A 23,293-nucleotide genomic window follows, 5' to 3' on the forward strand; every position below is an offset into this window, starting at 1 on the left:
AACACGACCGTTAAGCCTTTCAGCGCCGATGGTACTTGGACCGCAGGGTCCTGGGAGAGTAGGACATCGCCAAGCGCAAGAAGAGTCTGCTGCTTTTGCAGTAGGCTCTTTTTTTGTGCTTTTTTGCTGAACATTGGTCAAATAATTTGGTAAAGCTTATCTAATTGTTATTCATTTTCCTGTTGATTAAGCCGTTAATAGAATAGACGGTATATTTCAACTTGGAAAGGATTGGGTATTTTGAACTTGCTTGATCATGGGATTACATTGTTAAGTCGAGGACAGAGATGGTTGGCGATGATACTTATCATTGCACTGCTATCATCATTAGCGACGATTACAGCATATGCAGCGGAGGATAAAGTTACTGGAATCGAATTCGATTATGATTCTTTTGATTACAATAGTGGAACATCCTCACTTCAATTATTTGTTGAACACGACAAGGTAAACCTGGATGTGCTTGCATCAATAGAAGGATCTACTTCCAAGAAGGATGTTACATCGCTAGTAACGTGGAAGTCTTCTAATACGAATTATGTAAAGGTTGATAAAGGGGTGCTCACAGGAGTCGGCAAAGGTACGGCAACCATTAGCGCCACGTATAAGGATTATAAAATTTCGATCAAAGCAACTTCCGATTATGTGTACGAAAATGTGACCTTAATGGACAACAACACGACTGCACCAGCAAAAGCAGAAGGTGAAGTCGGCAAGAGTCACACCTATAAACTTAATGGATTAAAAAATGGTGTAGTGGAGGATGTTACCTCAGAAGCAACATGGACAACCTCCAACGCTTCAGTTGCTACTATCGATGAAGGAACCGTTACATTTGTTGGGACTGGTACAGCTACCATTACTGCAAAATTAAAAGGTAAATCGGATTCGATAACCTTTACCGTAACCTCTCCATATAAGTCTATTACAATTACACCGGGCAAACAAATGGAGATGGAAATAGGGGGAGACGATGAAGCTCTTCAAGCTGTCGCTACTCTTAAAATTGGTGGAACAATCGATGTAACGAAAACAGGAGTATGGACAAGTGCCAATCCTAAGGTTGCTTCTGTTGAGGATGGAATCGTAAAAGCAGTAGGGACAGGAAAGACAACGATCAGTGTCACACATATGGGCGTTACATCATCTATTGATGTAATTGTTCGTACTGCATATCAGTCGATTCGATTATCACCTGAAAAAGAATATCATATGTTTCTTCAGGACCAGCCTTTGCAAATTGAAGCTGAAGTATTGAATAACTCCAATATTTCCTATAACGCAACTCAACTTGCCGATTGGAGCTCCTCCGATGAGGTTGTCGCTACCGTAACGAATGGATTAGTTAAGCCAAGAGCTGTAGGCACGACAAAAATTACGGCTTCATACAAAGGCTTAAGCCGCAGCATTAGCGTGACTGTATATCCGAGTATTTCTGGTCTTTCCGTAGAAACCGATTCAATCAACGGTTTTGTAAAAAGCAGTGATAAGCTGCCAGCTGTATCAGGCAAATTATTTGATGGCTCGAAGGTTGATGTTTCCAAGCTTGTTCAGTGGTCCTCAAAGGATGAGAAGATTGCCGTAATAGAGGATGGCAAGTGGGTTGCAAAAGCAATTGGAGAAACTACTTTGACAGCTAAAATTAATAACTATGAAGTAGATGTAAAGCTAGTTGTAAACTTAAAGCCGCTTAAGCTTGTTCCTGAGGTTTCGAACTTGAATATTGTGATCGGTAAAGATATTGCCTATCCGTCTGTCACTGTCATTAACGAGAACGGAGAGGAAGAGGATGTATCGAAGAAGGTAACTTGGAAATCTTCCAGCGATAATCTTTTACTTAAGCCAACTACAATTAAAGGACTTGAAGCTTCTACGGTTACATTAACAGCTACGTATTTAAATAAATCAACGTCCATTAAGGTTAGAATTGAGGAAGAAATCGTTAAAGTTGTTGCGGAACCGGAAGTGTTGGAGCTTTATCCAAACCAGTCAAAATCAATAAAAGTAACTGGTTATTACAAGGATGGCAGAACTGTAGTGCTTAGCTCAAAAATAGATTGGAGCGTAGCATCATCTAAAATCGCTTCAATTAATGGCAAGACGGTTAAAGCATTGACAGTAGGCAATACGATCGTATCTGGATCATACCAAGGCATTAACATAAATATTCCGGTAAATGTGGTACCGAAGCTGAAATCAATAACGTTATCCGATAAATCTGCTACATTGTCTCCAGGCAGTACGTTTGTTGTAAAGCTTACAGCCAACTATACGACAGGTAACCCTGTAGAAGTGACAAACGAGGCAGTATGGACATCATCAAAGGCTAGCGTGGCAACTGTCAAAAACGGTAAAATAACCGCTGTAGGAAAAGGTAGTGCAACGATTAAAGCAAGCTATGGTGGAAAAAATACAACGATTCGCATAGTAGTAAAGTAAATGAAAAAGCAGGATGGAAAAACGATTTGTTTTTCATCCTGCTTTTTTATTGTTCATGAAACAAAAAAAGCTTAAGGCTGATATAAATTGACTTCTTTTGTCTGGATACGTAATATACTTGCTTTTTTCGTTTTAGAAAACTTGCGCAAGCGCAGCTGCAGCAATAATTTGGGGGACAGCAGCCATATATGCCAGAAGAATAAGCTTAGCATAAGTGATGGCGGAAGCCAAGGATACAGAATAGCGATAATGATCAACCCTAGCCAAAACAACTGGATATGTACCTTGCGAAAAACAGAAAAGCTAATATCATTGGCAGGCTTGAATCCTGTCCAAGGAGGAACAATGCTCCATCTCCATTTACGATCGGCTGCCTGATGCACATTTATAAAGGTAATGAGTATAATGAGCAAATGTATGATTTGCACGGCGGCAAATCCAATAGCCCAGCTAAATAATCCATACAAGCGATCAACGGTATATTGAAAGCCGAGCAAAATCAAGGCGCATAGCAAGTAGCTGACAAGCATTTCATTGCGTACGATGATTCGTTTGACATGCTTGTATTGATAAATGGTAGCAGTTGGGTGATCCGTCAAAGACTGCTTCATAATGTTCTCCTTTCCATGTTGCTTATCTATTATATCGGTTAAATCAAATCATGGAATTAGAGCTGATACAGGCACCTCGCTTGCTGTTATCGCATAGTATATTGAAAATTGATTGTATATTTTCATAGACTTGGAGTTATACTATTACAAATAGGGTGCAAAGGTGGTATCACTATGAATGCTACGGATCAAGTATGTACGATATGCGGCAAAGAAAGCGAGCTCGGGATTCACATCGTAACGAGCTTTATATGCTCTGATTGTGAGCAGGAAATTGTTTCGATAGATGTAAAGGACGAACGCTATCCTTTTTTTGTGAATCGGATGAAAACGATATTTTTTGAGCGTAATGCTAATGTGTAAAGCGGCTGACGATAATCAGTCGTTTTTTATTTTTCTTAAAAATTTGATTTATGGTAAAGTTAAAGCAGAAAATTTGGCTTAATTAAGGGAGCAGTACAGATGAACAAAATATATTGGCAGACGCCATTGCTCGATCATTTAGTTAAATTTGCTGCAAGCAAGCCGCAGTCCTACCATGTTCCAGGTCATCGCAACGGCGCGGTTTATGAAAGCCTGCTGCAAGTCGATCGGCCTGAGCAGCAGCCTTATATCGCAGCCTTTGCCAGCTTAACGCAGCTCGATGTAACCGAGCTTTCTCATACGGATGATCTGCATGATCCGCAAGGAGTGATAGACCAGGCTCAGCAGCTTGCAGCACGGCTTTACCAAGCGTCTGATAGCTTCTTCTTAGTAGGGGGAAGCACAGCAGGCAATTTAGCTTTATTATTAACAATATGCAATCCCGGCGACCTTATTATTGTTCAGCGCAATGTACATAAATCAATGATTAATGGCTGCAAGCTTGCAGGGGCGAGCGTGGTGTTCCTTACTCCGGAGCTGGATGAGCATACTCAGTTGTCAGTGCTGCCTGGGCTTGGCACATTGAAGCAAGCGCTTGAGCAATATCCGCAGGCAAAGGCAGTATTTCTTACAAACCCGAATTATTATGGGCTCAGTGCTGATTTAGAGCCTTATATAGAAGCAGCCCATCTTTATCGTATTCCCGTAATCGTCGACGAAGCACACGGGGCCCATTATGGAATTGCACCATTTAGTCCGGCTTCAGCGCTTGCAGCTGGCGCAGACGCCGTTGTACAGTCTGCGCACAAAACATTGCCTGCTTTGACGATGGGGGCTTATTTGCATATTCAAGGGGATAGAATCAATAAGCAAGAGCTGCAGCAGCAGCTTGCCATGCTGGAAAGCTCGAGTCCTTCCTACTTAATTATGGCTAGTCTTGATCTGGCGCGCGCGACACTGGAATGCTACGGACGGCAATGGTTTCTGCAGTCTTATCAATTGCGCTCATTATTTATAGAATGGCTGGAGCAGCAGAGCAGATTTTCGATTGAAGTGCTCCCTGCTGACAGCTTGTACCGCCAGGATCCTTATCGTCTGTTGTTAGTTGATCGCCAGGCTCAATATAGCGGCTACGACATACAGAAGCAGTTAGAAGCACACGGGATTTGGACAGAAATGGCATCCTCACGTTATGTTGTGCTTGTATGGCATATGGCGATGAGAATGGAGCATTTGCAGCATTTGCAGCATGCACTAGCGCAAGCGGAGCAGCAGCTTGCGCTAAAATATGCTTCATCCGCCGCAGTAAGCGCGGCAAGCTCTTTAGCGGCTATAAAGCAAGCGAAGTTAGATCAGTCGCTTGCAGTAAGCGAGCCGGTTGCATTTAAAAGGAAGGACAATGCTGATACGATGCTTATCGCCTTGTCGCAAGCGGAGGGCTATCGCTGTGCTGAGCAAATAATCCCGTATCCGCCGGGCATCCCGTTATTATATGAAGGAGAGCGGATTACGAAGGGACATATGACGGAAATGATGCGTTATTTGGAGGCTGGTGCAAGATTTCAAGGAGCTGCCGGGCTGGAGCAGCAATTGATTAAAGTATTTGTCCCATAACGTATAATAAGTCATTTGAGTCTGCTACAATAGAAGATAGATCGTTAAGAATAGGAGCAATAGCTTTGAATAGAGGAATATTCATTACATTTGAAGGCGGAGAAGGTGCGGGTAAAACTTCCGTTATTGCACGACTGCAGCAGGAGCTTGCAGCAGGCGGCAACGAAGTGCTCGTTACGCGTGAGCCTGGCGGCATTCCGATTGCCGAGCAAATTCGCAGCATTATCCTTGACCGAGCCCATACGATGATGGATGAGCGGACAGAGGCACTGCTCTATGCGGCAGCAAGACGACAGCATTTGGTGGAGAAGGTGCTGCCTGCCCTTAATGACGGACAAATTGTATTATGCGATCGTTTTATCGACAGCAGCCTCGCTTATCAAGGAATAGCTCGTGGGCTGGGCATGGAGCAGGTATGGTCGATCAATCAATTTGCAATTGGCGATATGCTGCCTGATTTGACGATTTATTTGGATGTAGCGCCAGAGGTCGGCTTGCAGCGGATCGCTAACGCAGCAGGGCGTGAGGTAAACCGGCTTGATTTGGAAAGCAATGACTTTCACCAAAAGGTAAGAGCAGGCTACTTGGCGCTATGCGAAAAATTTCCTGAGCGTATCGTGAAAATTAATGCTGAACATGAGCCGGATGTCGTCTATCAGCAGGTGCTGCAACATATTGGACGTTTTTTAAATAATATAGAGTAAAATTCTTTTGTGGTAAATAACGTCAAAAAGTAACACATACAAGCGGTTTCACGGTATTATATAGTATAAGCATGCAGCAGTTATTAAATGATTTAGGAGGGATATTATGAAATTGGTGATTGCGGTAATTCAGGATAAGGATAGTAATCGACTTTCTAATGCGCTTGTTAAGGAAGGCTTTCGAGCTACCAAGCTGGCAAGTACAGGTGGATTTTTACGCGCAGGCAATACTACCTTTATGATCGGTGTCGAAGATGAACGAGTACATGAAGTCTTTCAGGTAATCAGCAATAACTGTAAGGTGCGGGATCAGCTAGTGACACCAGTTTCACCGATGGGCGGAGCTACCGATTCGTATATTCCATTCCCGGTTGAAGTGCAGGTAGGCGGAGCGACTGTCTTTGTAGTGCCAGTCGAAAGATTCGAACATTTTTAAGTTGGAAGTGATATTCGATGAGAGTAGACCAAAGCTTCAGACCGCTCGGCCAAAATCGCGCAGCAAGCGGAGCAGTTACGAAACAGCCTGCTTCAACAACGTTTTCTGATATGCTGGCGCAAAAGGACCGCGCGCATACCGTTGACGAGCTGCAGCAAAAAATTAAAAGCATTCAAGAGCAGGGTGATCGCCTTGCCAGACATATGACTGTGCGTGAGCTGAAGCTTTATCGGCAGATGATTAAGCAATTTTTAGAGGATACGCTTAGACGCGGCATCGGCTTGAAGGAAGTCCGCGGCTTTGATCGCAGAGGACGAATCAAGCGCTACAAGCTGCTGGATGAGGTCGATTCGAAGCTTGTTTTGCTTGCGGAAGAGCTGCTTGAAACAGAGGAGGGCCGTATCGAATTGCTTCAAACATTAGGAGAAATTCGCGGCATTTTAATAAATTTAGCGTTTTGATTGAAGGAGCTTGTGCATGAAAACAGAGGAAACCTTGACGCCACAATGGAAAGCAAAGCGAATATTGCATCACGCCCTTACTGAGCAGCGCATATCGCATGCTTATTTGTTCGAAGGTCCCTCAGGAACAGGAAAGCTTGCGGCAGCCAATGCATTTGCCAAAGCATTGTTTTGCTTGCAGCCTGTAGACGGAAAGGCTTGCGACTCATGTCAGGAATGCCGCAAGTTTGAGCATGGGAATCAGTCAGATGTTCGATATATCACACCAGAAGGACAATCGATTAAAATAGATCAGATTAGACAACTGCAGCGAGACTTGTCATACCGGACAACGGCCAATCGACAGATGGTCTACATTATTGAGCAAGCTGAAAAAATGACGATTCAAGCGGCAAACAGCTTGCTTAAATTTTTGGAAGAACCGATCTCGCCTGTCGTTGCCTTGCTTATTACAAGCAATGAACAGGCGATGCTGCCTACCATTCGCTCGCGAACAATGCGAGTCCCTTTTACACCGTTAGCGCCCGAGGTCATGCTGGAGCAATTAATAGCAGAAGGAGCAGCACCAACGCTTGCAAGAGCGGCTGTTCAGCTAAGCTCAGGATTGGATGGTGCGCGCGCAATACTTGAAAAGAATGGGTTTGCAGAAATTAGAACGCTAGTGATACAATTAGGGAAGGAAAGCATTACGAAGTATACAGCCGCAATGATAACGGCAGCACAGAAGCTATTTAAAGGGGACTTTGCCGATCAGATTGAGCTTGTGCTGCAATTATTGTTGCTCTGGTTTAAAGATATGACGCAATTCCAGGCCGGAAGACAAGATAAACTGGTGTTTATCGATCAACTGGAGTGGATAAGCGCACATGCTTTTTCACGCTCTTTCGCCGGATGGATTGCTTGTATGGAGCATGTTCTGGAAGCGGACAAGCGTATGAAAGCAAATGTGACGCCTCAGCTTTCTTTTGAGCAACTTTTGGTAAAATTACAGGAGGGCTAATCCTTGTATAATGTAATAGGTGTTCGCTTCAAGAAGGCGGGCAAGATATACTACTTTGACCCGGTAGAGCATCCTGTCGAGAAAGATCAGCATGTCATAGTTGAGACAGCTCGCGGAATAGAGTACGGCAAAGTAGTAATCGGTCAAAAGCAGGTTGAAGAAGAGGATGTTGTATTGCCGCTTAAGCGCGTTATACGAATTGCCAATGAGGCCGATGCTCAAGTTGTAGAAGAAAACCGCGCTGCAGCAGCGCAAGCTTTTACAACTTGTCTTGAAAAAATTCAAAATCATCAGCTTCGCATGAAGCTGGTAGATGTAGAATTTACCTTCGATCGCAACAAAATTATTTTTTATTTCACAGCGGAAGGACGAGTAGATTTTCGCGATCTCGTCAAGGATTTAGCAAGTGTATTTCGCACAAGAATCGAGCTGCGTCAAATCGGTGTACGTGACGAAGCGAAAATGCTTGGCGGAATTGGTCCTTGTGGACGGGTATTATGCTGTTCTTCCTGGTTAGGCGATTTTGAGCCGGTATCGATTAAAATGGCCAAGGATCAAAATCTTTCGCTTAATCCAACTAAAATATCTGGACTTTGCGGACGTTTAATGTGCTGCTTGAAATATGAACATGATAATTATGAAAGTGTGCGAGAGGAGCTGCCAACAGTTGGCAAGCTTGTCATAACTTCGCTTGGAGAAGGCAAAGTAACAGCGATTAATGCTTCAACCAAAACCGTCTTCGTACAATTATTTGATATTCCAGGCAAGCCTAAGGAGCTTTCCATGGATGATGTTGTAACAAAATAGTTTGGGTCTTGTAGCTTAGCATGTAACTCTGGGGTGGATACTTAGAGATGAAGGATATATTCGTACAATTGAATGAGCTTGAAGCTCGTGCCGGCGCAATGCATCACGATCTTGGCTTGCTGAAGCAGCAGGTTGTTGCGTTGCTGGAGGAGAATCAACGATTGACACAAGAGAATGAACAGCTCAGAGCAATCCTTAAGCTTGAACATGAGCAGCAAGAGCAGCAATCAGCGCAATCGTTATCTGCCGAGCATGTGCATGACGAAGCTCAGCAGCACGACGAACGTGCTAACGAAATCGGCGAAGGTCATGACAACCTCGCTAAGCTTTATTATGAAGGCTTCCATATATGCAATGTATATTATGGACATCTGCGAACTGAGGGAGACTGCTTGTTTTGCTTGTCCTTCCTTAATAAATAAAAACGATCCAGCGCCGCTCCTTATATGTATAAGGGCGGCTTTTTTTGAAAATGAATAGAGCCAAAGGAGAGAAAAGCTTGAGCGAGCAAAAAGAGGTTGCCCTGCTCGAAGGGGAACGGATTGATGATTTGCTGACCGATTCAGGGTTGAAAATTATTCAGAGCAGAGAGGTATTCAGCTTCTCGCTTGATGCAGTATTGCTGGCGCGTTTTGCCAAGCTGCCAAAACGCGGCCGAATTGCTGATTTTTGTACAGGAAATGGCGTAATCGCCTTATTGTGCTCCGATAAAACCGAGGCGCAAATAGATGCGATTGAAATTCAGCCTCGTCTGGCAGAGATGGCAAGGCGTAACGTGACCATGAATGACCTGCAGCATCGTATTGAGGTTATTGAAGAAGATTTAAGGAGCTATGCCCTGCATGCTGGTAATGGCATCTATCACGCCATTACCGTTAATCCGCCATATATGAGGCCTGCGGCTGGCGACAAAAATGATAATGAGCATTATGCAATTGCACGACATGAGCTGTACTGCACGATCGAGGATATAGCCAAGGCAACCTGCAAGCTGCTCCGTCCTGGCGGCAAGCTGTTTATGGTGCATCGGCCGTCGAGATTGGCTGATATTATCCAATCATTAAGAAATTGGAAGATTGAGCCTAAAGTGATTCAGTTTGTGCATCCTAATCAGCATGGTGAAGCAAATATGGTATTAATAGAAGCAATACGGGATGGCAGGCCTGATCTGCGCGTGCTGCCGCCGCAAATTGTATATAATGAAGCGGGAGAACAAATGATATGAATATTCAAAAGAGCTTTCAAGGTTTACAGCAATATGGCAGCTTATATCTCGTCGCCACGCCAATTGGCAATTTGGAGGATATGACGATGAGAGCGATTCGCACACTGCAGGAGGTAGCGCTTATTGCTGCTGAGGATACACGCAATACACGCAAGCTGCTTACCCATTTTGAGATAAAAACAAGGCTGGTCAGCTACCATGAGCATAATAAGGAAGCGAGCGGCCCGGAATTGATCAAGCTGCTGCTGCAAGGCGAGAGCATTGCGATTGTAAGTGATGCCGGTCTGCCGGCTATTTCTGATCCTGGAGCTGACATTGCCCGTGATGCAATTGCGCAAGGAATTGCAGTCGTGCCGATTCCAGGAGCAAACGCTGCGCTATCCTCGCTCATCGTATCGGGCTTGAATACGGATCGCTTTACCTTTGTCGGTTTTTTGCCGCGCGACAAAAAAAGTATAGTCGCCTTGCTGCAGCAGTATGCTGCTTATCGAGAGACGCTTATATTTTATGAATCGCCCTATCGCATTCAAAAAACGCTGCAATATATGCTGGAATGCTGGGGAGATCGTCAAGCAGCGGTTGCGCGCGAGCTGACAAAAAGACATGAGGAAATCGTGAGAGGCCATTTATCGCAATGTATCGCGCATTTTAATGAGCATCAGCCGCTCGGAGAGTTTTGTATTATTGTTGAAGGATTGAATGATGCTGAGCTGGAGAAGCTGGAGGAGGCGTCTCAGGCATGGTGGAAGGAGCTATCGATTGCAGAGCATGTTAAACATTATGAATCCAGCATGTCACATAAAGATGCCATGAAGCAGACTGCGATTGATAGAGGCGTTTCAAAGCGAGATGTGTACAATGAAATCCATCGCTAATTAATGATTTTCTAGCAATTAGCAACTCTATTAGAAGTTTACGGTAAAAAAAGACCTTCCTGGCACAATATGTCCAGGAAGGCATCAAGGAGTATAAAAAGGTTAGAATTAACATGTCGATAATTATAGTATACCTTATTTTTTTTATTTTGTCACAGGAGATGGCATTTCTGATAAACAATTTTGGCAAACAATTTTTCCTTTGAAGTACGTTACGTCTTCAGCGTTGCCACAGAAGATACAAGCAGGCTCGTATTTTTTTAGCATAATGCGCTCGCCATCAACATAAATTTCCAGCGCATCCTTTTCGCCAATGCCTAACGTGCGGCGCAATTCGATTGGAATAACGACACGACCTAGCTCGTCCACTTTACGTACAATTCCAGTTGATTTCATCATAAAAATTCCGTCCTCTCACATTTTTGAACGTTGTCATTATTCGACATTGTTCGTGTAATTTTAAATTAATAATACCAACTCTTACCAATCGAGTCAATATCATTTTGAAGCAAAAATCGCTTATATTATAAGAATTCAGCTAAAATTTTTATGGTTTTTTCCTTTTAATAGAATACTATACATTCGAGATTTTGCAAACAGTTTTCCGACATTCTTCGACAAAAACATTTAATTTTGACAAAAAATTGAACAAGGGAGGCGTTAAGATGAGCACATTAAAAGAGGAAAAGGTTTTTAAGGATCCGGTACATAGCTATATTTATGTTCAGGATGAGCTAATTTGGAATTTAATTAATAGTGCGGAGTTTCAACGATTGCGAAGAATTCGACAATTGGGCACTACTTTTTTAACCTTTCATGGAGCGGAGCATAGTCGTTTCTCTCATTCTTTAGGAGTCTATGAAATTACGCGTCGCATCATTTCTCAATTTGAGCGCTACAACTATCCAGACTGGCCAAAGGAGGAACGTATCGTAGCATTATGCGCCGCTTTGCTGCATGATATTGGACACGCGCCGTTTTCCCATTCTATAGAAGAAATATTTGAAACAGATCATGAGCAATGGACGGTGAAAATTTTACTAGAGGATACAGAAATTAACCATATTCTTGCCGCCTATGCGCCAGATCTTCCATTAAAGGTAGCTCAGGTTATACAAAAAACGTATAGCCAATCGATTGTTGTTAGTTTAATTTCCAGCCAGCTTGATGCGGACCGCATGGATTATTTACTTCGAGATGCATATTTTACCGGAACAGATTATGGCAATTTTGATTTGGAGCGCATTTTGCGCGTGCTGCGTCCGCATCAAGGAACGATTGTAGTTAAGGAGAGCGGTATGCATGCTGTCGAGCATTATTTAATGTCGCGCTATCAAATGTATTGGCAAATTTATTTCCATCCTGTAACGCGCAGCTCAGAAATTATTTTGCGTCAAATTTTCAAGCGGGCCAAGCAGCTTTATACAGAAAAATATACGTTCCAATGGATGGATCCGGCGATCTTCTCTTTAATAGAAGGAACACTGCATTTAAATTCCTATTTAAGCCTTGATGAGTCGTTAGTGCAGTATACGTTTAGCCGTTGGCAGCATGAGAATGACCAACTTTTGTCCGAGCTGTGCGAACGCTTTCTCAATCGCAAGCTGTACAAATATATTACCGCTACAGAAATGCCGGAGCAATGGCTCGAAGAGATCAAGAAAGCCTTTACATCAATCGGGCTTGATCCCGAATATCATATGGAAATTGATTATCCAATGGACAGACCGTATGATATATACAGAACGGAGCAGCCAATCATTAGCGGCAGGGAGAAAGCGCCAATCATGCTGCTTGAAAAAGATGGTACATTGACAGAAATTGCATCAAAATCAGACATTATTTCGTCAATAAGCGGGTTGCATCAAGGACGGTTTCATTTGTACTATCCTGAAGAAGCGTTAATTAGACATCGTCACCAATTAAGTGCCAGGATCAAACAAATTTTCAACATACAAGATGAGGAGCAGTCAAGCAATGATTAAACTATTCGACACCCATGCGCATTTGGATGCCTCGCAATTTGACGACGATCGCGAGCAAATGATTGCGCGTGCCAAAGAGGCAGGAGTAGAGCTGATTGTAAATATTGGCTTTGATCGACAAACAATTCCGACAACAATCGCATTAGCCGAACAATATGATTTTATTTATGCGGCCGTAGGCTGGCATCCTGTGGAAAGCGTCCATATGAAGGACGGGGATTTGGCCTGGATTGAATCCTTGTGTGCTCATCCCAAAGTAGTAGCAATTGGCGAAATCGGCTTGGATTACCATTGGGATACTTCGCCAAAGCATGTACAGCATGAGGTGTTCCGCCAGCAAATCGCGCTTGCGAAAAAGCTGAACAAGCCGATTATTATCCACAATCGCGACGCCCATGCCGATGTAGTTCGTATTTTGCAGGAGGAAGGCGCTGCAGAGGTTGGCGGCATTATGCACTGCTTCTCTGGCAGCTGGGAAACAGCGAAACAGTGTCTCGATATGAATTTTTATATTTCGTTCGGCGGACCTGTTACCTTCAAAAATGCAAGAGTGCCCAAAGAGGTGCTGAAAAGGGTTCCATTAGACCGTTTATTAATCGAAACAGATTGCCCGTATTTAGCACCTCATCCATATCGTGGAAAGAGAAATGAGAGCGCCTATGTGTCACTTGTAGCAGAGGCAGCAGCACAAATAAAGGAAATTTCCCTTGAGCAATTAGCTGAAATTACTCTTGAAAATGGGAAAAAATGTTTCCGAATTATGTAGAAACGCTTGAAAAGCGAAGAAAAAAAGACTTTTCGTACGATAAAACTAATTTTTATCGGCAAATTTAATATAATTTTCGTGAAAGACCTTAATTTTTCTTGAAAATCGCATTTTATCGCTTCTTTACAAGTCCACCGTGAACAGGGTATGATTCATTTCAGAACTTTTACACTCTGTATTGAATTTCCAGTTTTCTCAAACTCAAATTTGAATCGCGCGTTTCAAAATTTTGGGAGAGTTGAGCACTTGATGTTAAAGCTTCCTGATCTATCGATTTTGCATAAATGAGAGATAGAGCTCATAGAGATAGTGATGAGGAGGAACAAGAAAACAGGAAGCGTGCAAAGCACGCCATATAGGTTATAGTCGCGTCAGTTGTAACATGCGTAATTATTGGCGGCGGGGCTATGAAGGAGGACCGATGAAGTGGGATTAATTCCAGTCAAGGACACCCATGGCAAACGATCATCCAGCATGACTTTCGCAATGCGATGGAAGCATGGAAACTTGCGTTTGATTATGTTAAGTATTGCAATCTCAATCGCTATGACTTTCATGTTTTTGGTGTTGTTATACGGCAAGACGGAAAAAAGCGTCTCCGTAGTAGTGAATGGACAAGAAACTGTTGTAACAACCAAACAATGGGATCTACAACGCCTACTGGATGAACAAGCTATTACGGTTGGACCGCATGATCAGGTGTCAGCATCGCTTAATGCGCCGATTAAAGACGGCGATGTGATCGAGATCAATTATGCGATACCTGTCAACGTAGTAGCAGACGGAAAAACGTCTAAGGTATACACAACAGAGAAAACGGTGCAGGCGGCGATCGAGCAGTTGAATATATCGATTCGCAGTCAAGATAAAATAGAACCTCCACTGGAAGCAGAACTGGAGGCTAACGATACAATAAAGGTTGTTCGTGTCGAAACAAAAGTGACGTCTCAAGAAAAGACGGTACCTTTCTCTATTGTGAAGAAGGAAGATAGCAGCCTGACAAAAGGCACGGAAAAAGTAGTACAGACAGGCAAGGTTGGCGTTGTCGTGGAGCAAGTCGAGCAGCGCTATGAGGATGGCGTGCTTGTTGCCGATTCGGTCGTAAAGGAAACGGTGAAGGCTGAAGCTGTTGACCAAGTGGTTGCGATCGGTACAGCAAAAGCAAAATCATCCATCACAACGATGTCGAACAGCAGTGGCTCGTCTGAGACAGTCACGGTTGGCGATTATACGTTCAAGGCGTCTGAGGTATTGTCTAATGTCACATTGACAGCCTATACAGCAGGCCCTGAATCAACAGGAAAAGATGTTGGTGATAAAGGCTATGGGATTACTGCATCTGGAACAAAGGTTGAGGAAGGGCGAACGATTGCCGTTGATACTTCTGTTATTCCGATGGGCTGGTGGGTTTACATCGAAGGTGTAGGCTTGCGGCGCGCGGAAGACAAGGGTGGCGCTATTAAAGGCAAGAAAATAGATGTGTACTTCGACGATGTCGATGTCGCAACAAAATTTGGCAGAAAGAAAGGCGTAACAGTTTACGTCATCGGGCCAAACAAGCCGACAGCAAGCTAATTAAGCGTTTTGCTGCGGTAAATAGCTATAGTGAAGAAGAGGCAATTGCCTCTTCTTTTGTTTTTGTTCGGCTTCATTATCGGCTATACTAAGAGCATAAGGTTGTTTGGCGGAAGGATGGATAACGATTGATCAAAGAAGTAATTGTTGTCGAGGGCAAGGATGATACTGTAGCGATCAAGCGTGCTGTTGAGGCAGATACGATTGAAACGAACGGCTCCGCCATCGGCAAGGATGTGCTGGCTCGGATCAAGCTGGCCAATGAACGCAGAGGCATTATAATTTTTACGGACCCTGATCACGCTGGTGAAAGAATTCGCAAAATTGTAGCTAGCCACGCACCCGGCTGCAAGCACGCTTTTTTGCCGCAGGAGCTGGCTTCTTATAACGGGGATATCGGGATTGAAAATGCAAGCCCGGAAGCGATTCGTCAGGCGCTGTCGTCGCTGCGTACGGAAACGGACAGCATACATGGCGAAATAACGCTGGACGATTTAATGCAGGCAGGGCTGCTTGTGCATCCGCAGGCGTCCGAGAGACGTTTGCAGCTCGGCAAGCTGCTTGGCATCGGCTATGCCAACGGCAAGCAATTTTACAAGCGCTGCGCCAGCTTTCATATATCACGAGAAGAATTTTACACTGCTGTTGATCAATTAGGCTATAGGCTGGAGGATAATGGTTCATGAAGCAAATCGAGGTATCTACACCGAAACGGACGAAAGAAATTATTGCCCGACACGGCTTTTCCTTTAAGAAAAGCTTGGGTCAAAACTTTTTGATCGACAGCAATATTTTAAATCGCATTGTAGACGCTGCCGAGCTAAGCAAGGATAAAGCTGCGCTAGAGATCGGACCAGGCATTGGCGCTTTAACGCAGCGTCTGGCACAGGAGGCCGGTAAAGTAACGGCTGTTGAAATTGATCAGCGGCTCATTCCGATTTTAAGTGAAATTTTGGCAGAGGAAGAGCATGTTGATGTGGTGCATGGAGATGTGCTTCAGCTTGACTTGGCGAAGCTGTTTCAGGACAAATTTGCAGGCTTCAGTAAAGTGAGTGTCGTCGCCAATTTGCCTTATTACGTTACGACACCGATTCTGATGAAGCTGCTGGAGGAGAAATTGCCGCTTGAGCATATCGTGGTGATGATTCAAAAAGAAGTGGCGCAGCGGATGGCAGCGAAGCCAGGCGGCAAAGATTATGGGAGCCTTTCGATTGCGGTGCAATATTATTGCACGACGGAAATCGTCTGCATGGTGCCGCATACGGTGTTTATTCCGCAGCCCAATGTTGATTCAGCGGTTATCAAGCTATCGCTGCGCCAGCAGCCAGCCGTTGCGGTCGATGATGAGGCCTTTTTCTTCCGCGTTGTACAGAGTGCATTTGCACAGCGCCGCAAAACACTTATTAATAATTTACTGCAGCTTACAGGCAAGGAGAAGCGGCCACAGCTTACGGAGCTGCTGGAACAAATCGAAATTGATCCTGGACGCCGAGGCGAAACGCTAAGCCTTGATGAATATGCAAAGCTGAGCCAGGCGCTTAAGGCGTCTGGACTGGCGGGCTAGATTTTCTGCAAGGAATTACTCACCATTCCTCTTTGTCATCCATACGATAGATGAAGAGGTGATTAGCCTATGAAGCAAGGTGATTTAGTCGTTCGTCAATCCTATGGCGGAGATGTATTATTCCGAATTGAAATGCTGCAAAGCGAAAATGTTATTTTAAAAGGGCTAGATTTTCGGCTTTTGGCAGATGCGCCAAGGCATGATTTAATGTCGATACATGACTTTACCGGTTCCCATTCAACTGGTTTGATGCGTCAGAAAGCGAGTCAGGCTTTCCGGCAGATGCAATCTGCCGTAGAGGAATCCTTAAGCTCTGAGCGATTTGAAGCATTGAATCGCACTAATGGAGATAGCCTTTATTTTGAATGGCCGGGAAAGGTGCTGCATTTGGACGGCGATGCCAACTACTTGAAAAAAAGCATGCAGCTTTATGAATCGATGAAAATTCCAGCAGATGGCTACTTTGTCAGCGAATCTAAAATGGCAGAGGCTTTGCTGCGTCTGCTGCCGCAATCGCAGCCGGACATCGTTGTCATTACCGGGCATGATGGCGTGCTTAAAAATCGTCAGGGCGTAGATCTCAATAGCTTGAGCAGCTATAAAAACTCACAGCATTTTGTTAATGCAGTTCGAGTAGCTCGCGAATACGAGCGCAATCTCGACAGTCTAATCGTTGTAGCGGGAGCCTGCCAATCGCATTATGAGGCGCTATTGCATGCTGGGGCTAATTTTGCAAGCTCTCCAGGGAGAATACTTATTCATGCGCTTGATCCTGTCTACATTGCCGTTAAGGCCAGCTACACGCCGCTTAAGGACGTTATAGACTTGCCAGAGCTGGTATCGGGCACGATTAGCGGTATTGATGGAGTTGGCGGGATTGAGACCTTTGGGCGCTATCGCGTAGGCTATCCGCGTCCAAAAACTTACGCATAAACGGGAAAATTATGGCGGATTCTTAAAAATATATAGGATTTGTTTAAAATGTATATTTTAACCGTTGACAAGAAATATAAACGACTGTTATAATATTTTGCTTATTTGACAAACCCCTCTTTTTTCGGTATAATGGACAAGGAAAGAGGTGGTAGTCACAATGGCAAAAAATGCGCTATTGGATATAAAACGCAGCTTAGAAGCTCATGTTGGCTCGAGGATTATGCTGAGAGCAAATGGTGGTCGCCGCAAGACGGTGGAACGTACTGGCACGTTAGAAGAAACCTACCCTTCTGTCTTCATCGTGAAGCTGGATGAAGATCAGCACGCATTTAAACGCGTGTCCTATAGCTATGCTGATATACTAACGGAATCGGTAGAAGTTACTGTTTGTAATGATGAGGGGCAAATTCGTATTGCACACCTTCAGCAATAACCAATGATTCACGTATAGAAATAGTTCCAAGGTTTTTGAAGACGCGAAGCTTTTCGCGTCTTCTTTTTTGTTTTAAGGATGTGTTCACGCACGGGGGGAATTCCCCAGCATGCATGTCCGTCAGTTGCGCATACTAAGCTCGTGCAGTATCATGAAAAGCTTTAGGAGGTCCTTGTTATGGGCAGACGCAGACAAATGTCTGAGCAGCTTAAGCTGGAAATCGCGCGTGATCTCGGCTTGCTTGAAACGGTTGAACAGCAGGGCTGGGGTGCAATAACAGCCAAAGATGCAGGCAATATCGTAAAGCGTGCGATCCAAATGGCTGAGGAAGCTGCGGCACGCGGAGCAAAGCAGTAAAGAAGGGAAGCTAAACCTTGCTGAGCAACTTGCAGCATTGTTTAGCTTTTCTGCTTTTCCTTTGCTATAATGTACCTATGCTAAAATGGACGGGTGAAAAGGATTCATGAAAATTTATGAGAAGGCGCCAGCCAAAATTAATCTAATACTAGACGTACTACGCAGGCGAGAGGACGGCTTTCACGAGGTAGAAATGATTATGACAATGGTTGATTTGGCAGACCGTCTGGAGATGGAGCCATTGTCGCGTGATCAAATCATTATTAGCTCACAGGTGGGCTATATACCATTAGATGAGAAAAATTTGGCATTTCAGGCTGCACAGCTTATTAAAGAACGCTATGGCGTCAAGCAAGGGGTATACATACATCTTGATAAAAAAATTCCAGTTGCGGCAGGCTTAGCTGGAGGCAGCAGCGATGCGGCAGCAACGTTAAGAGGTTTAAATCGCCTATGGCAGCTCGGCATCTCTGAGCGGGAGCTATGCGAGCTGGGAGCTGAGCTAGGCTCTGATGTTCCTTTTTGTGTAACGGGCGGCACAGCGCTTGCTACAGGCCGTGGCGAGAGGCTGGAGCGTATCGCTAATCCACCGCAATGCTGGGTGGTGCTTGCCAAGCCTCCAATCAATGTATCGACAGCCGACGTATATGGGCGCTTCAGAGTCAACAAAGTAGACAAGCATCCATCAGCAGCTGCAATGCGAGCAGCGCTTGAAGAAGGCTCATTTGCTGGCATGTGCGCTTCTCTGGGCAATGTGCTTGAGCAAGTAACATTAAATATGCATCCGGAGGTCAGACAGCTTAAAGAAAGCATGATCCGGCTCGGCGCGGATGGCGTGCTCATGTCTGGCAGCGGCCCAACGGTATTCGGCCTTGTCAGCAAGGAAGCCAAGCTGTCGCGTATTTACAATGGGTTGCGGGGGTATTGTAAAGAGGTATACGTAGTACGCATGCTCACTTAAAGGTGGGTTATAAAGTAGGACTTTGATGACGATGCGATTGCGTTGTAGCGTAGTCGACGGCGAATATGTCACGCTACCGAAGGCTGCGGTGCTCACGTAGCTAATAGCCTACGCTGCGCTCCTCGCCTTCTAGTATCGTGCCATCTTCTTGGTCCTGAAAGCCCTGATTTTGAACCTTTATTGAAAAGGTAGGTTCAAAATCAGGACTTTGATGACGATGCGCCGCTTCGTAGTGGATTCGACGGCGAATCTTGAACGCTAGCGAAAACTGCGGTGCTCACGTAGCAAGTGCCTACGCTGCGCTCCTCGTTTTCTACTATCGTCCAAGCTGCTTGGTCCTTTGATGACGATGTGATTGCGTTGTAGCGTAGTCGACGGCGAATATGTCACGCTACCGAAGGCTGCGGTGCTCACGTAGCTAATGGCCCCAGCTAGCGCTCCTTGCCTCCTACTATCGTCCAAGCTGCTTGGTCCTGCACTCAAAAAAGCTCCAGCGGAGGAGCAAAGCATCCGGAAAACGAAGTGGGTCGCCTTTAACATCGTAATGCAACCATAAAATTCAAATAAGAGCATTACGATTTAAAAAGCGACTGAAGGATGCTTTGCTCCGGAGCGCTGATAGGGTGATTCAAGATTTGATCTTTTTCTATACGCATTTCATGCAAATAACTTGATTAAATCCGTATAATTATGTAATATTTACATTATATTATTCGGATTTAGGGGGAGAGAATGCGTTGAAAAAATTGAAGCGTAGTTCACGGCTTGTAGAAATGACTCAGTACCTGCTTGCTCATCCCCATACGTTGATCTCTTTGACGGCCTTTGCAGAGCGATATCAGTCTGCCAAATCCTCGATTAGTGAAGATCTTGCGATCATTAAGGAAGTTTTTGAGGAAGAAGGAATCGGTCAACTGCATACTTTGGCTGGGGCAGCAGGCGGCGTGAAGTTCAAGCCAATGATGCCAAAAGAAACCTCGCTCGACATAATAAAGCAGGTTTGTGAAACTTTACAGCAGCCTGATCGGGTATTGCCTGGTGGATATTTATATATGACGGATATGCTTGGTCAACCGGAGCTGCTGGCGGATGTTGGCAAAATGTTTGCAACCGCCTTTGCAGATCGGCCAATTGATTTAATTATGACGGTGGAAACAAAAGGCATATCGTTAGCTTATGCGACGGCTGCCTGCATGAACATCCCGGTAGTCATTGTACGGCGCGATAATAAGGTTACCGAGGGCTCGGCAGTAAGCATAAATTATGTTTCAGGCTCAACCAAACGAATTCAGACGATGTCATTGGCAAGACGAGCGTTAAAGGAGCAGTCGCGAGTGCTCATTATCGACGACTTTATGAAGGTCGGCGGAACGGTACAGGGCATGATCGATTTGCTGCATGAATTCAACGCTACTGTCGCGGGCGTAGGGGTGTTTGTTGAATCGGGTGCCATCGAAAGCGAAGAGCGGCTGCTGCAGGATTATGTATCGTTAGCCAAGCTGACTGCAATCGATTTAAAAACAAAGCAGGCTGAGGTTGTTCCTGGTAATTATTTCAGCACTTAGCATGAACGAAGGATGCCGATTTTGTGCTATAAACAGCGGCAAAGCATTTCTTTTTTGTGAACGGGCGAATGTAGGGTTTTGTCGTATGTAAACCGTTTTCATCGCTTTATGTCGAATGGAGACGAATATCCTTTTTATCAAAAAAATTTTTTAAAAAAAGAATCAAAATTGTCAAAAAATAAGAAGGATTTAGCTTCAAAATGTGGAATTATACACCAAGTCTCCAATAGACAAAGGTGGTGAACACAATGCAAATTACAGATGTAAGACTCCGCCGCGTGAACTCTGAAGGACGTATGAAGGCAATCGCATCTATCACGATTGATAATGAATTTGTCGTTCATGATATTCGTGTAATCGATGGCAACAACGGTATGTTTGTCGCAATGCCTAGTAAGCGTACTCCAGACGGAGAATTCCGCGATATCGCTCATCCGATCTCTTCTGCTACAAGAGAGAAGATTCAATCTGCTGTCTTGGCAGAGTACGAGCGTGCAGCTGAGGAAGTTGCAATCGAAGAAGTTGTGTAAAGCATTCCATGATTCATGATTACCAAGGGGGAGAAGAGAGCTAACGCTCTCTTTTCTTTTTTTGTATAATACGATATATTCAGTTGAGGGTTTGATTGTAAGGAAGGGAGTTTTCATCCATGAAAATTATGTCCATTATACTGGCGGCAGGCCAGGGCAAACGAATGAAATCCAAGCAGTACAAAGTATTGCATTCAGTATGTGGTAAACCGATGGTCGGTCATGTTCTAGATACAGTAAAGCAGGCGAATAGCGAACAGACAGTAGTCGTAGTTGGTCATGGCGCTGAGCAAGTCATGTCATATATTGGAGATCAGGCGCAATTTGTAAAACAAGAGCAGCAGCTGGGAACTGGTCATGCAGTGCAGCAGGCAGAAGGGCTGCTTGGCGGCGAGGAAGGCATTACAATCGTTATTTGCGGCGATACACCGCTTGTACAGGCAAGCACGATCGAATCTATGCTACAGCTGCATCAGCAGACAGGCGCTGCAGCGACCATTTTGACAGCGTCGTTCGATAACCCTGCAGGCTATGGCCGCATTATTCGCAATGGTGATGGCTTGGTTGAACGGATTGTCGAGCAAAAGGATTGCTCTGCTGAGGAAGCGGCAATTAAGGAAATCAACACAGGCACCTACTGCTTTGACAATAAAAAGCTGTTTGCCGCACTCAATCAAGTGACGAACAACAATGCGCAAGGGGAATACTACTTAACGGATGTAATCGGCATTTTACGCGCTCAAGGCGAAGCTGTGCAAGGCTATTGTACGTCAGATATCGCCGAGGCGATTGGCGTAAATGATCGGGTGGCGCTTGCTGAAGCCGAGCAATTGATGCGCGCTCGTATCAATCGTCAGCATCTGATTAATGGCGTAACTATTATTGATCCTGCTTCTACGTATATTGAAGCAGATGTCGTGATTGGCGCCGATACGATTGTTTATCCAGGCGCAATCATTAAAGGCAAAACGGTAATCGGCGAGGATTGCGTAATTGGCGCCCAGTCTGAAATTTCCAACAGTGTCATTGCAAATGGTGTCAGCATCAAGCATTCCGTGCTTGATAAGGCAGAGGTAGGCGACGAAAGCAGCATCGGTCCTTTTGCGTACCTGCGTCCTGGCAGCAAGGTCGGCAAGGGCTGCAAGGTTGGCGATTTTGTCGAGCTGAAAAATGCACAGCTTGATGACGGCAGTAAAGTTTCGCATCTCAGCTATGTGGGCGATGCTGTAGTAGGCAAGGAGGTCAATATTGGCTGTGGCGCGATAACAGTCAACTATGACGGTATTAATAAGTTCAAGACCGAAATTGGCGATCATGCATTTATTGGCAGCAACGTTAATTTGGTAGCGCCGGTTAAAGTTGGTGAAGGTGCTTATGTAGTAGCTGGCTCAACCATTACGAAGGATGTGCCGGCAGGAGATTTGGCGATTGCTCGTCAGCGTCAGGAAAACAAGCCAGACTATGCAGAAAAAATTAGAGCTCGCGCCAGAGCGAAGAAGGAAAGCAAGTAGAGGAGCGCTGCAGCATGAAATGGATTGTAGGCTTAGGCAACCCTGGAACCAAGTATGAAAAAACGAGACATAATGTCGGCTTTCTGGTCATTGATGAGTTGGCCCGTCGCTGGAGCATTGCTGTTAATCAGAGCAAGTGCAAGGCTTTAATGGGGGAAGGCAATGTGGCGGGAGTGAAAGTTGCGCTTATTAAGCCGATGACCTATATGAATTTGTCAGGCGAGTCCGTTAGAGCGTTTCTGGATTATTACAAGCAGGACGTAGCAGACGGATTAATCGTATACGATGATCTTGATACCGAAATCGGCAGGCTGCGACTGCGTTATCAAGGCAGCGCCGGCGGTCACAACGGCATTAAGTCGATTATTGCTCATCTCAATACGCAAACCTTTAATCGGGTGCGCATGGGCATTTCGCGACCAGAGCCGGGCTTTGCGATTGCAGATTACGTATTGAGCAATTTTGCAAAAAGCGAGCAAGAGCAGCTCACAGCTATGATTAATCATGCATGTGATGCGATAGAATATAGCCTGACCCATCCTTTTGAGGATACAATGGGGAAGTATAACAAGTAA

Annotated in this window: 26 protein-coding genes and 1 rRNA gene; 25 read left to right on the forward strand and 2 right to left on the reverse strand. The window is 44.7% G+C overall.

Features of this window, described 5'->3' with window-relative positions:
- Positions 1-75: ribosomal RNA gene (gene rrf / locus KJS52_RS28000) — 5S ribosomal RNA — on the forward strand; the annotation flags it as partial.
- 165 nt (positions 76-240) lie between these two features.
- On the forward strand, positions 241-2,439 hold the full coding sequence (locus tag KJS52_RS26185; RefSeq protein WP_213520448.1) for an Ig-like domain-containing protein: 2,199 nt from the start codon (positions 241-243) through the stop codon (positions 2,437-2,439).
- Positions 2,440-2,510: 71 nt separating this feature from the next.
- On the opposite strand, the gene KJS52_RS26190 is transcribed toward KJS52_RS26185, so the two are convergent.
- Entirely contained in the window at positions 2,511-3,050 is a 540-nt protein-coding gene (locus KJS52_RS26190) for a transposase (protein ID WP_213520451.1), read from the reverse strand.
- 174 nt (positions 3,051-3,224) lie between these two features.
- Here KJS52_RS26190 and KJS52_RS26195 point away from each other — a divergent pair, with 174 nt between their 5' ends.
- The 10 genes from KJS52_RS26195 to rsmI all read left to right on the forward strand — a co-directional run bounded on the left by KJS52_RS26195 (position 3,225) and on the right by rsmI (position 10,535).
- Positions 3,225-3,413, forward strand: a complete 189-nt coding sequence (locus KJS52_RS26195) for a sigma factor G inhibitor Gin (RefSeq protein WP_213520453.1) — start codon at positions 3,225-3,227, stop codon at positions 3,411-3,413.
- A gap of 99 nt (positions 3,414-3,512) precedes the next feature.
- Positions 3,513-5,027 (forward strand): aminotransferase class I/II-fold pyridoxal phosphate-dependent enzyme, encoded by a 1,515-nt coding sequence (locus KJS52_RS26200; protein WP_213520455.1) that lies wholly within the window; start codon positions 3,513-3,515, stop codon positions 5,025-5,027.
- A gap of 65 nt (positions 5,028-5,092) precedes the next feature.
- Positions 5,093-5,731, forward strand: coding sequence for a dTMP kinase (tmk, locus tag KJS52_RS26205; protein WP_213520457.1), 639 nt, complete (start codon positions 5,093-5,095; stop codon positions 5,729-5,731).
- A gap of 106 nt (positions 5,732-5,837) precedes the next feature.
- A complete protein-coding gene (gene darA, locus KJS52_RS26210) occupies positions 5,838-6,167 on the forward strand; it encodes a cyclic di-AMP receptor DarA (RefSeq protein WP_213520459.1) in 330 nt (109 codons plus the stop codon).
- A 17-nt stretch (positions 6,168-6,184) separates the two neighbouring features.
- Positions 6,185-6,628, forward strand: a complete 444-nt coding sequence (locus KJS52_RS26215; protein ID WP_213520461.1) for a YaaR family protein — start codon at positions 6,185-6,187, stop codon at positions 6,626-6,628.
- Positions 6,629-6,644: 16 nt separating this feature from the next.
- A complete protein-coding gene (gene holB / locus KJS52_RS26220) occupies positions 6,645-7,628 on the forward strand; it encodes a DNA polymerase III subunit delta' (protein ID WP_213520463.1) in 984 nt (327 codons plus the stop codon).
- A 3-nt stretch (positions 7,629-7,631) separates the two neighbouring features.
- The gene (locus KJS52_RS26225; RefSeq protein ID WP_213520465.1) at positions 7,632-8,435 is read left to right on the forward strand and encodes a PSP1 domain-containing protein; all 804 of its coding nucleotides are present in this window, start codon (positions 7,632-7,634) and stop codon (positions 8,433-8,435) included.
- Positions 8,436-8,482: 47 nt separating this feature from the next.
- On the forward strand, positions 8,483-8,857 hold the full coding sequence (locus KJS52_RS26230) for an initiation-control protein YabA (RefSeq protein ID WP_213520467.1): 375 nt from the start codon (positions 8,483-8,485) through the stop codon (positions 8,855-8,857).
- 50 nt (positions 8,858-8,907) lie between these two features.
- The gene (locus tag KJS52_RS26235) at positions 8,908-9,660 is read left to right on the forward strand and encodes a tRNA1(Val) (adenine(37)-N6)-methyltransferase (protein ID WP_213520469.1); all 753 of its coding nucleotides are present in this window, start codon (positions 8,908-8,910) and stop codon (positions 9,658-9,660) included.
- On the forward strand, positions 9,657-10,535 hold the full coding sequence (rsmI, locus tag KJS52_RS26240) for a 16S rRNA (cytidine(1402)-2'-O)-methyltransferase (protein ID WP_213520471.1): 879 nt from the start codon (positions 9,657-9,659) through the stop codon (positions 10,533-10,535). The genes KJS52_RS26235 and rsmI overlap by 4 nt, the downstream gene beginning before the upstream one ends.
- A 144-nt stretch (positions 10,536-10,679) precedes the next feature.
- Here the strand turns inward: rsmI and KJS52_RS26245 are convergent, their stop codons facing one another.
- Positions 10,680-10,934 carry an AbrB/MazE/SpoVT family DNA-binding domain-containing protein gene (locus tag KJS52_RS26245; RefSeq protein ID WP_213520473.1) on the reverse strand — a complete coding sequence of 85 codons (255 nt, stop codon included), beginning with the start codon at positions 10,932-10,934 and terminating at the stop codon, positions 10,680-10,682.
- Between the two features lie 266 nt (positions 10,935-11,200).
- Between KJS52_RS26245 and KJS52_RS26250 the strand changes: the two genes are divergently transcribed.
- The 13 genes from KJS52_RS26250 to pth all read left to right on the forward strand — a co-directional run bounded on the left by KJS52_RS26250 (position 11,201) and on the right by pth (position 23,293).
- Entirely contained in the window at positions 11,201-12,520 is a 1,320-nt protein-coding gene (locus tag KJS52_RS26250) for an HD domain-containing protein (RefSeq protein ID WP_213520475.1), read from the forward strand.
- Complete coding sequence (locus KJS52_RS26255; protein ID WP_213520477.1) at positions 12,513-13,286, forward strand: TatD family hydrolase; 774 nt, start codon at positions 12,513-12,515, stop codon at positions 13,284-13,286. The genes KJS52_RS26250 and KJS52_RS26255 overlap by 8 nt, the downstream gene beginning before the upstream one ends.
- A 555-nt stretch (positions 13,287-13,841) precedes the next feature.
- A complete protein-coding gene (locus KJS52_RS26260) occupies positions 13,842-14,861 on the forward strand; it encodes a resuscitation-promoting factor (protein WP_306433606.1) in 1,020 nt (339 codons plus the stop codon).
- Positions 14,862-14,989: 128 nt separating this feature from the next.
- Positions 14,990-15,547 carry a ribonuclease M5 gene (gene rnmV / locus KJS52_RS26265; RefSeq protein WP_213520481.1) on the forward strand — a complete coding sequence of 186 codons (558 nt, stop codon included), beginning with the start codon at positions 14,990-14,992 and terminating at the stop codon, positions 15,545-15,547.
- A complete protein-coding gene (rsmA, locus tag KJS52_RS26270; protein ID WP_213520483.1) occupies positions 15,544-16,425 on the forward strand; it encodes a 16S rRNA (adenine(1518)-N(6)/adenine(1519)-N(6))-dimethyltransferase RsmA in 882 nt (293 codons plus the stop codon). Before rnmV ends, rsmA begins: the two co-directional genes overlap by 4 nt.
- Positions 16,426-16,494: 69 nt before the next feature.
- Positions 16,495-17,358, forward strand: a complete 864-nt coding sequence (yabG, locus tag KJS52_RS26275) for a sporulation peptidase YabG (RefSeq protein WP_213520485.1) — start codon at positions 16,495-16,497, stop codon at positions 17,356-17,358.
- Between the two features lie 160 nt (positions 17,359-17,518).
- Positions 17,519-17,794 (forward strand): biofilm formation stimulator Veg, encoded by a 276-nt coding sequence (veg, locus tag KJS52_RS26280; protein WP_213520487.1) that lies wholly within the window; start codon positions 17,519-17,521, stop codon positions 17,792-17,794.
- 177 nt (positions 17,795-17,971) lie between these two features.
- A complete protein-coding gene (locus tag KJS52_RS26285) occupies positions 17,972-18,151 on the forward strand; it encodes a small, acid-soluble spore protein, alpha/beta type (protein ID WP_213520489.1) in 180 nt (59 codons plus the stop codon).
- 106 nt (positions 18,152-18,257) lie between these two features.
- Positions 18,258-19,112, forward strand: a complete 855-nt coding sequence (ispE, locus tag KJS52_RS26290; protein WP_213520491.1) for a 4-(cytidine 5'-diphospho)-2-C-methyl-D-erythritol kinase — start codon at positions 18,258-18,260, stop codon at positions 19,110-19,112.
- 737 nt (positions 19,113-19,849) lie between these two features.
- A complete protein-coding gene (gene purR, locus KJS52_RS26295; protein ID WP_213520492.1) occupies positions 19,850-20,677 on the forward strand; it encodes a pur operon repressor in 828 nt (275 codons plus the stop codon).
- A gap of 248 nt (positions 20,678-20,925) precedes the next feature.
- The gene (spoVG, locus tag KJS52_RS26300) at positions 20,926-21,207 is read left to right on the forward strand and encodes a septation regulator SpoVG (protein WP_213520565.1); all 282 of its coding nucleotides are present in this window, start codon (positions 20,926-20,928) and stop codon (positions 21,205-21,207) included.
- A 119-nt stretch (positions 21,208-21,326) separates the two neighbouring features.
- On the forward strand, positions 21,327-22,718 hold the full coding sequence (gene glmU / locus KJS52_RS26305) for a bifunctional UDP-N-acetylglucosamine diphosphorylase/glucosamine-1-phosphate N-acetyltransferase GlmU (protein ID WP_213520495.1): 1,392 nt from the start codon (positions 21,327-21,329) through the stop codon (positions 22,716-22,718).
- Positions 22,719-22,732: 14 nt separating this feature from the next.
- A complete protein-coding gene (pth, locus tag KJS52_RS26310) occupies positions 22,733-23,293 on the forward strand; it encodes an aminoacyl-tRNA hydrolase (protein ID WP_213520497.1) in 561 nt (186 codons plus the stop codon).

It is taken from the genome of Paenibacillus montaniterrae, from assembly GCF_018403185.1.
Taxonomy (GTDB): Bacteria; Bacillota; Bacilli; order Paenibacillales; family Paenibacillaceae; genus Pristimantibacillus; species Pristimantibacillus montaniterrae.

Bases quoted from the DNA above. Each gene is read 5' to 3' on its own strand.
- yabG (WP_213520485.1), top strand. From the start codon at position 16,495: ATGAAGCAAGGTGATTTAGTCGTTCGTCAATCCTATGGCGGAGATGTA.
- KJS52_RS26235 (WP_213520469.1), top strand. From the start codon at position 8,908: ATGAATAGAGCCAAAGGAGAGAAAAGCTTGAGCGAGCAAAAAGAGGTT.
- darA (WP_213520459.1), top strand. From the start codon at position 5,838: ATGAAATTGGTGATTGCGGTAATTCAGGATAAGGATAGTAATCGACTT.
- glmU (WP_213520495.1), top strand. From the start codon at position 21,327: ATGAAAATTATGTCCATTATACTGGCGGCAGGCCAGGGCAAACGAATG.
- pth (WP_213520497.1), top strand. From the start codon at position 22,733: ATGAAATGGATTGTAGGCTTAGGCAACCCTGGAACCAAGTATGAAAAA.
- holB (WP_213520463.1), top strand. From the start codon at position 6,645: ATGAAAACAGAGGAAACCTTGACGCCACAATGGAAAGCAAAGCGAATA.
- rsmI (WP_213520471.1), top strand. From the start codon at position 9,657: ATGAATATTCAAAAGAGCTTTCAAGGTTTACAGCAATATGGCAGCTTA.
- rsmA (WP_213520483.1), top strand. From the start codon at position 15,544: ATGAAGCAAATCGAGGTATCTACACCGAAACGGACGAAAGAAATTATT.
- KJS52_RS26215 (WP_213520461.1), top strand. From the start codon at position 6,185: ATGAGAGTAGACCAAAGCTTCAGACCGCTCGGCCAAAATCGCGCAGCA.
- KJS52_RS26230 (WP_213520467.1), top strand. From the start codon at position 8,483: ATGAAGGATATATTCGTACAATTGAATGAGCTTGAAGCTCGTGCCGGC.
- spoVG (WP_213520565.1), top strand. From the start codon at position 20,926: ATGCAAATTACAGATGTAAGACTCCGCCGCGTGAACTCTGAAGGACGT.
- KJS52_RS26255 (WP_213520477.1), top strand. From the start codon at position 12,513: ATGATTAAACTATTCGACACCCATGCGCATTTGGATGCCTCGCAATTT.
- veg (WP_213520487.1), top strand. From the start codon at position 17,519: ATGGCAAAAAATGCGCTATTGGATATAAAACGCAGCTTAGAAGCTCAT.
- KJS52_RS26245 (WP_213520473.1), bottom strand. From the start codon at position 10,934: ATGATGAAATCAACTGGAATTGTACGTAAAGTGGACGAGCTAGGTCGT.
- KJS52_RS26285 (WP_213520489.1), top strand. From the start codon at position 17,972: ATGGGCAGACGCAGACAAATGTCTGAGCAGCTTAAGCTGGAAATCGCG.
- KJS52_RS26260 (WP_306433606.1), top strand. From the start codon at position 13,842: ATGTTTTTGGTGTTGTTATACGGCAAGACGGAAAAAAGCGTCTCCGTA.
- KJS52_RS26190 (WP_213520451.1), bottom strand. From the start codon at position 3,050: ATGAAGCAGTCTTTGACGGATCACCCAACTGCTACCATTTATCAATAC.
- KJS52_RS26250 (WP_213520475.1), top strand. From the start codon at position 11,201: ATGAGCACATTAAAAGAGGAAAAGGTTTTTAAGGATCCGGTACATAGC.
- ispE (WP_213520491.1), top strand. From the start codon at position 18,258: ATGAAAATTTATGAGAAGGCGCCAGCCAAAATTAATCTAATACTAGAC.
- KJS52_RS26200 (WP_213520455.1), top strand. From the start codon at position 3,513: ATGAACAAAATATATTGGCAGACGCCATTGCTCGATCATTTAGTTAAA.
- KJS52_RS26195 (WP_213520453.1), top strand. From the start codon at position 3,225: ATGAATGCTACGGATCAAGTATGTACGATATGCGGCAAAGAAAGCGAG.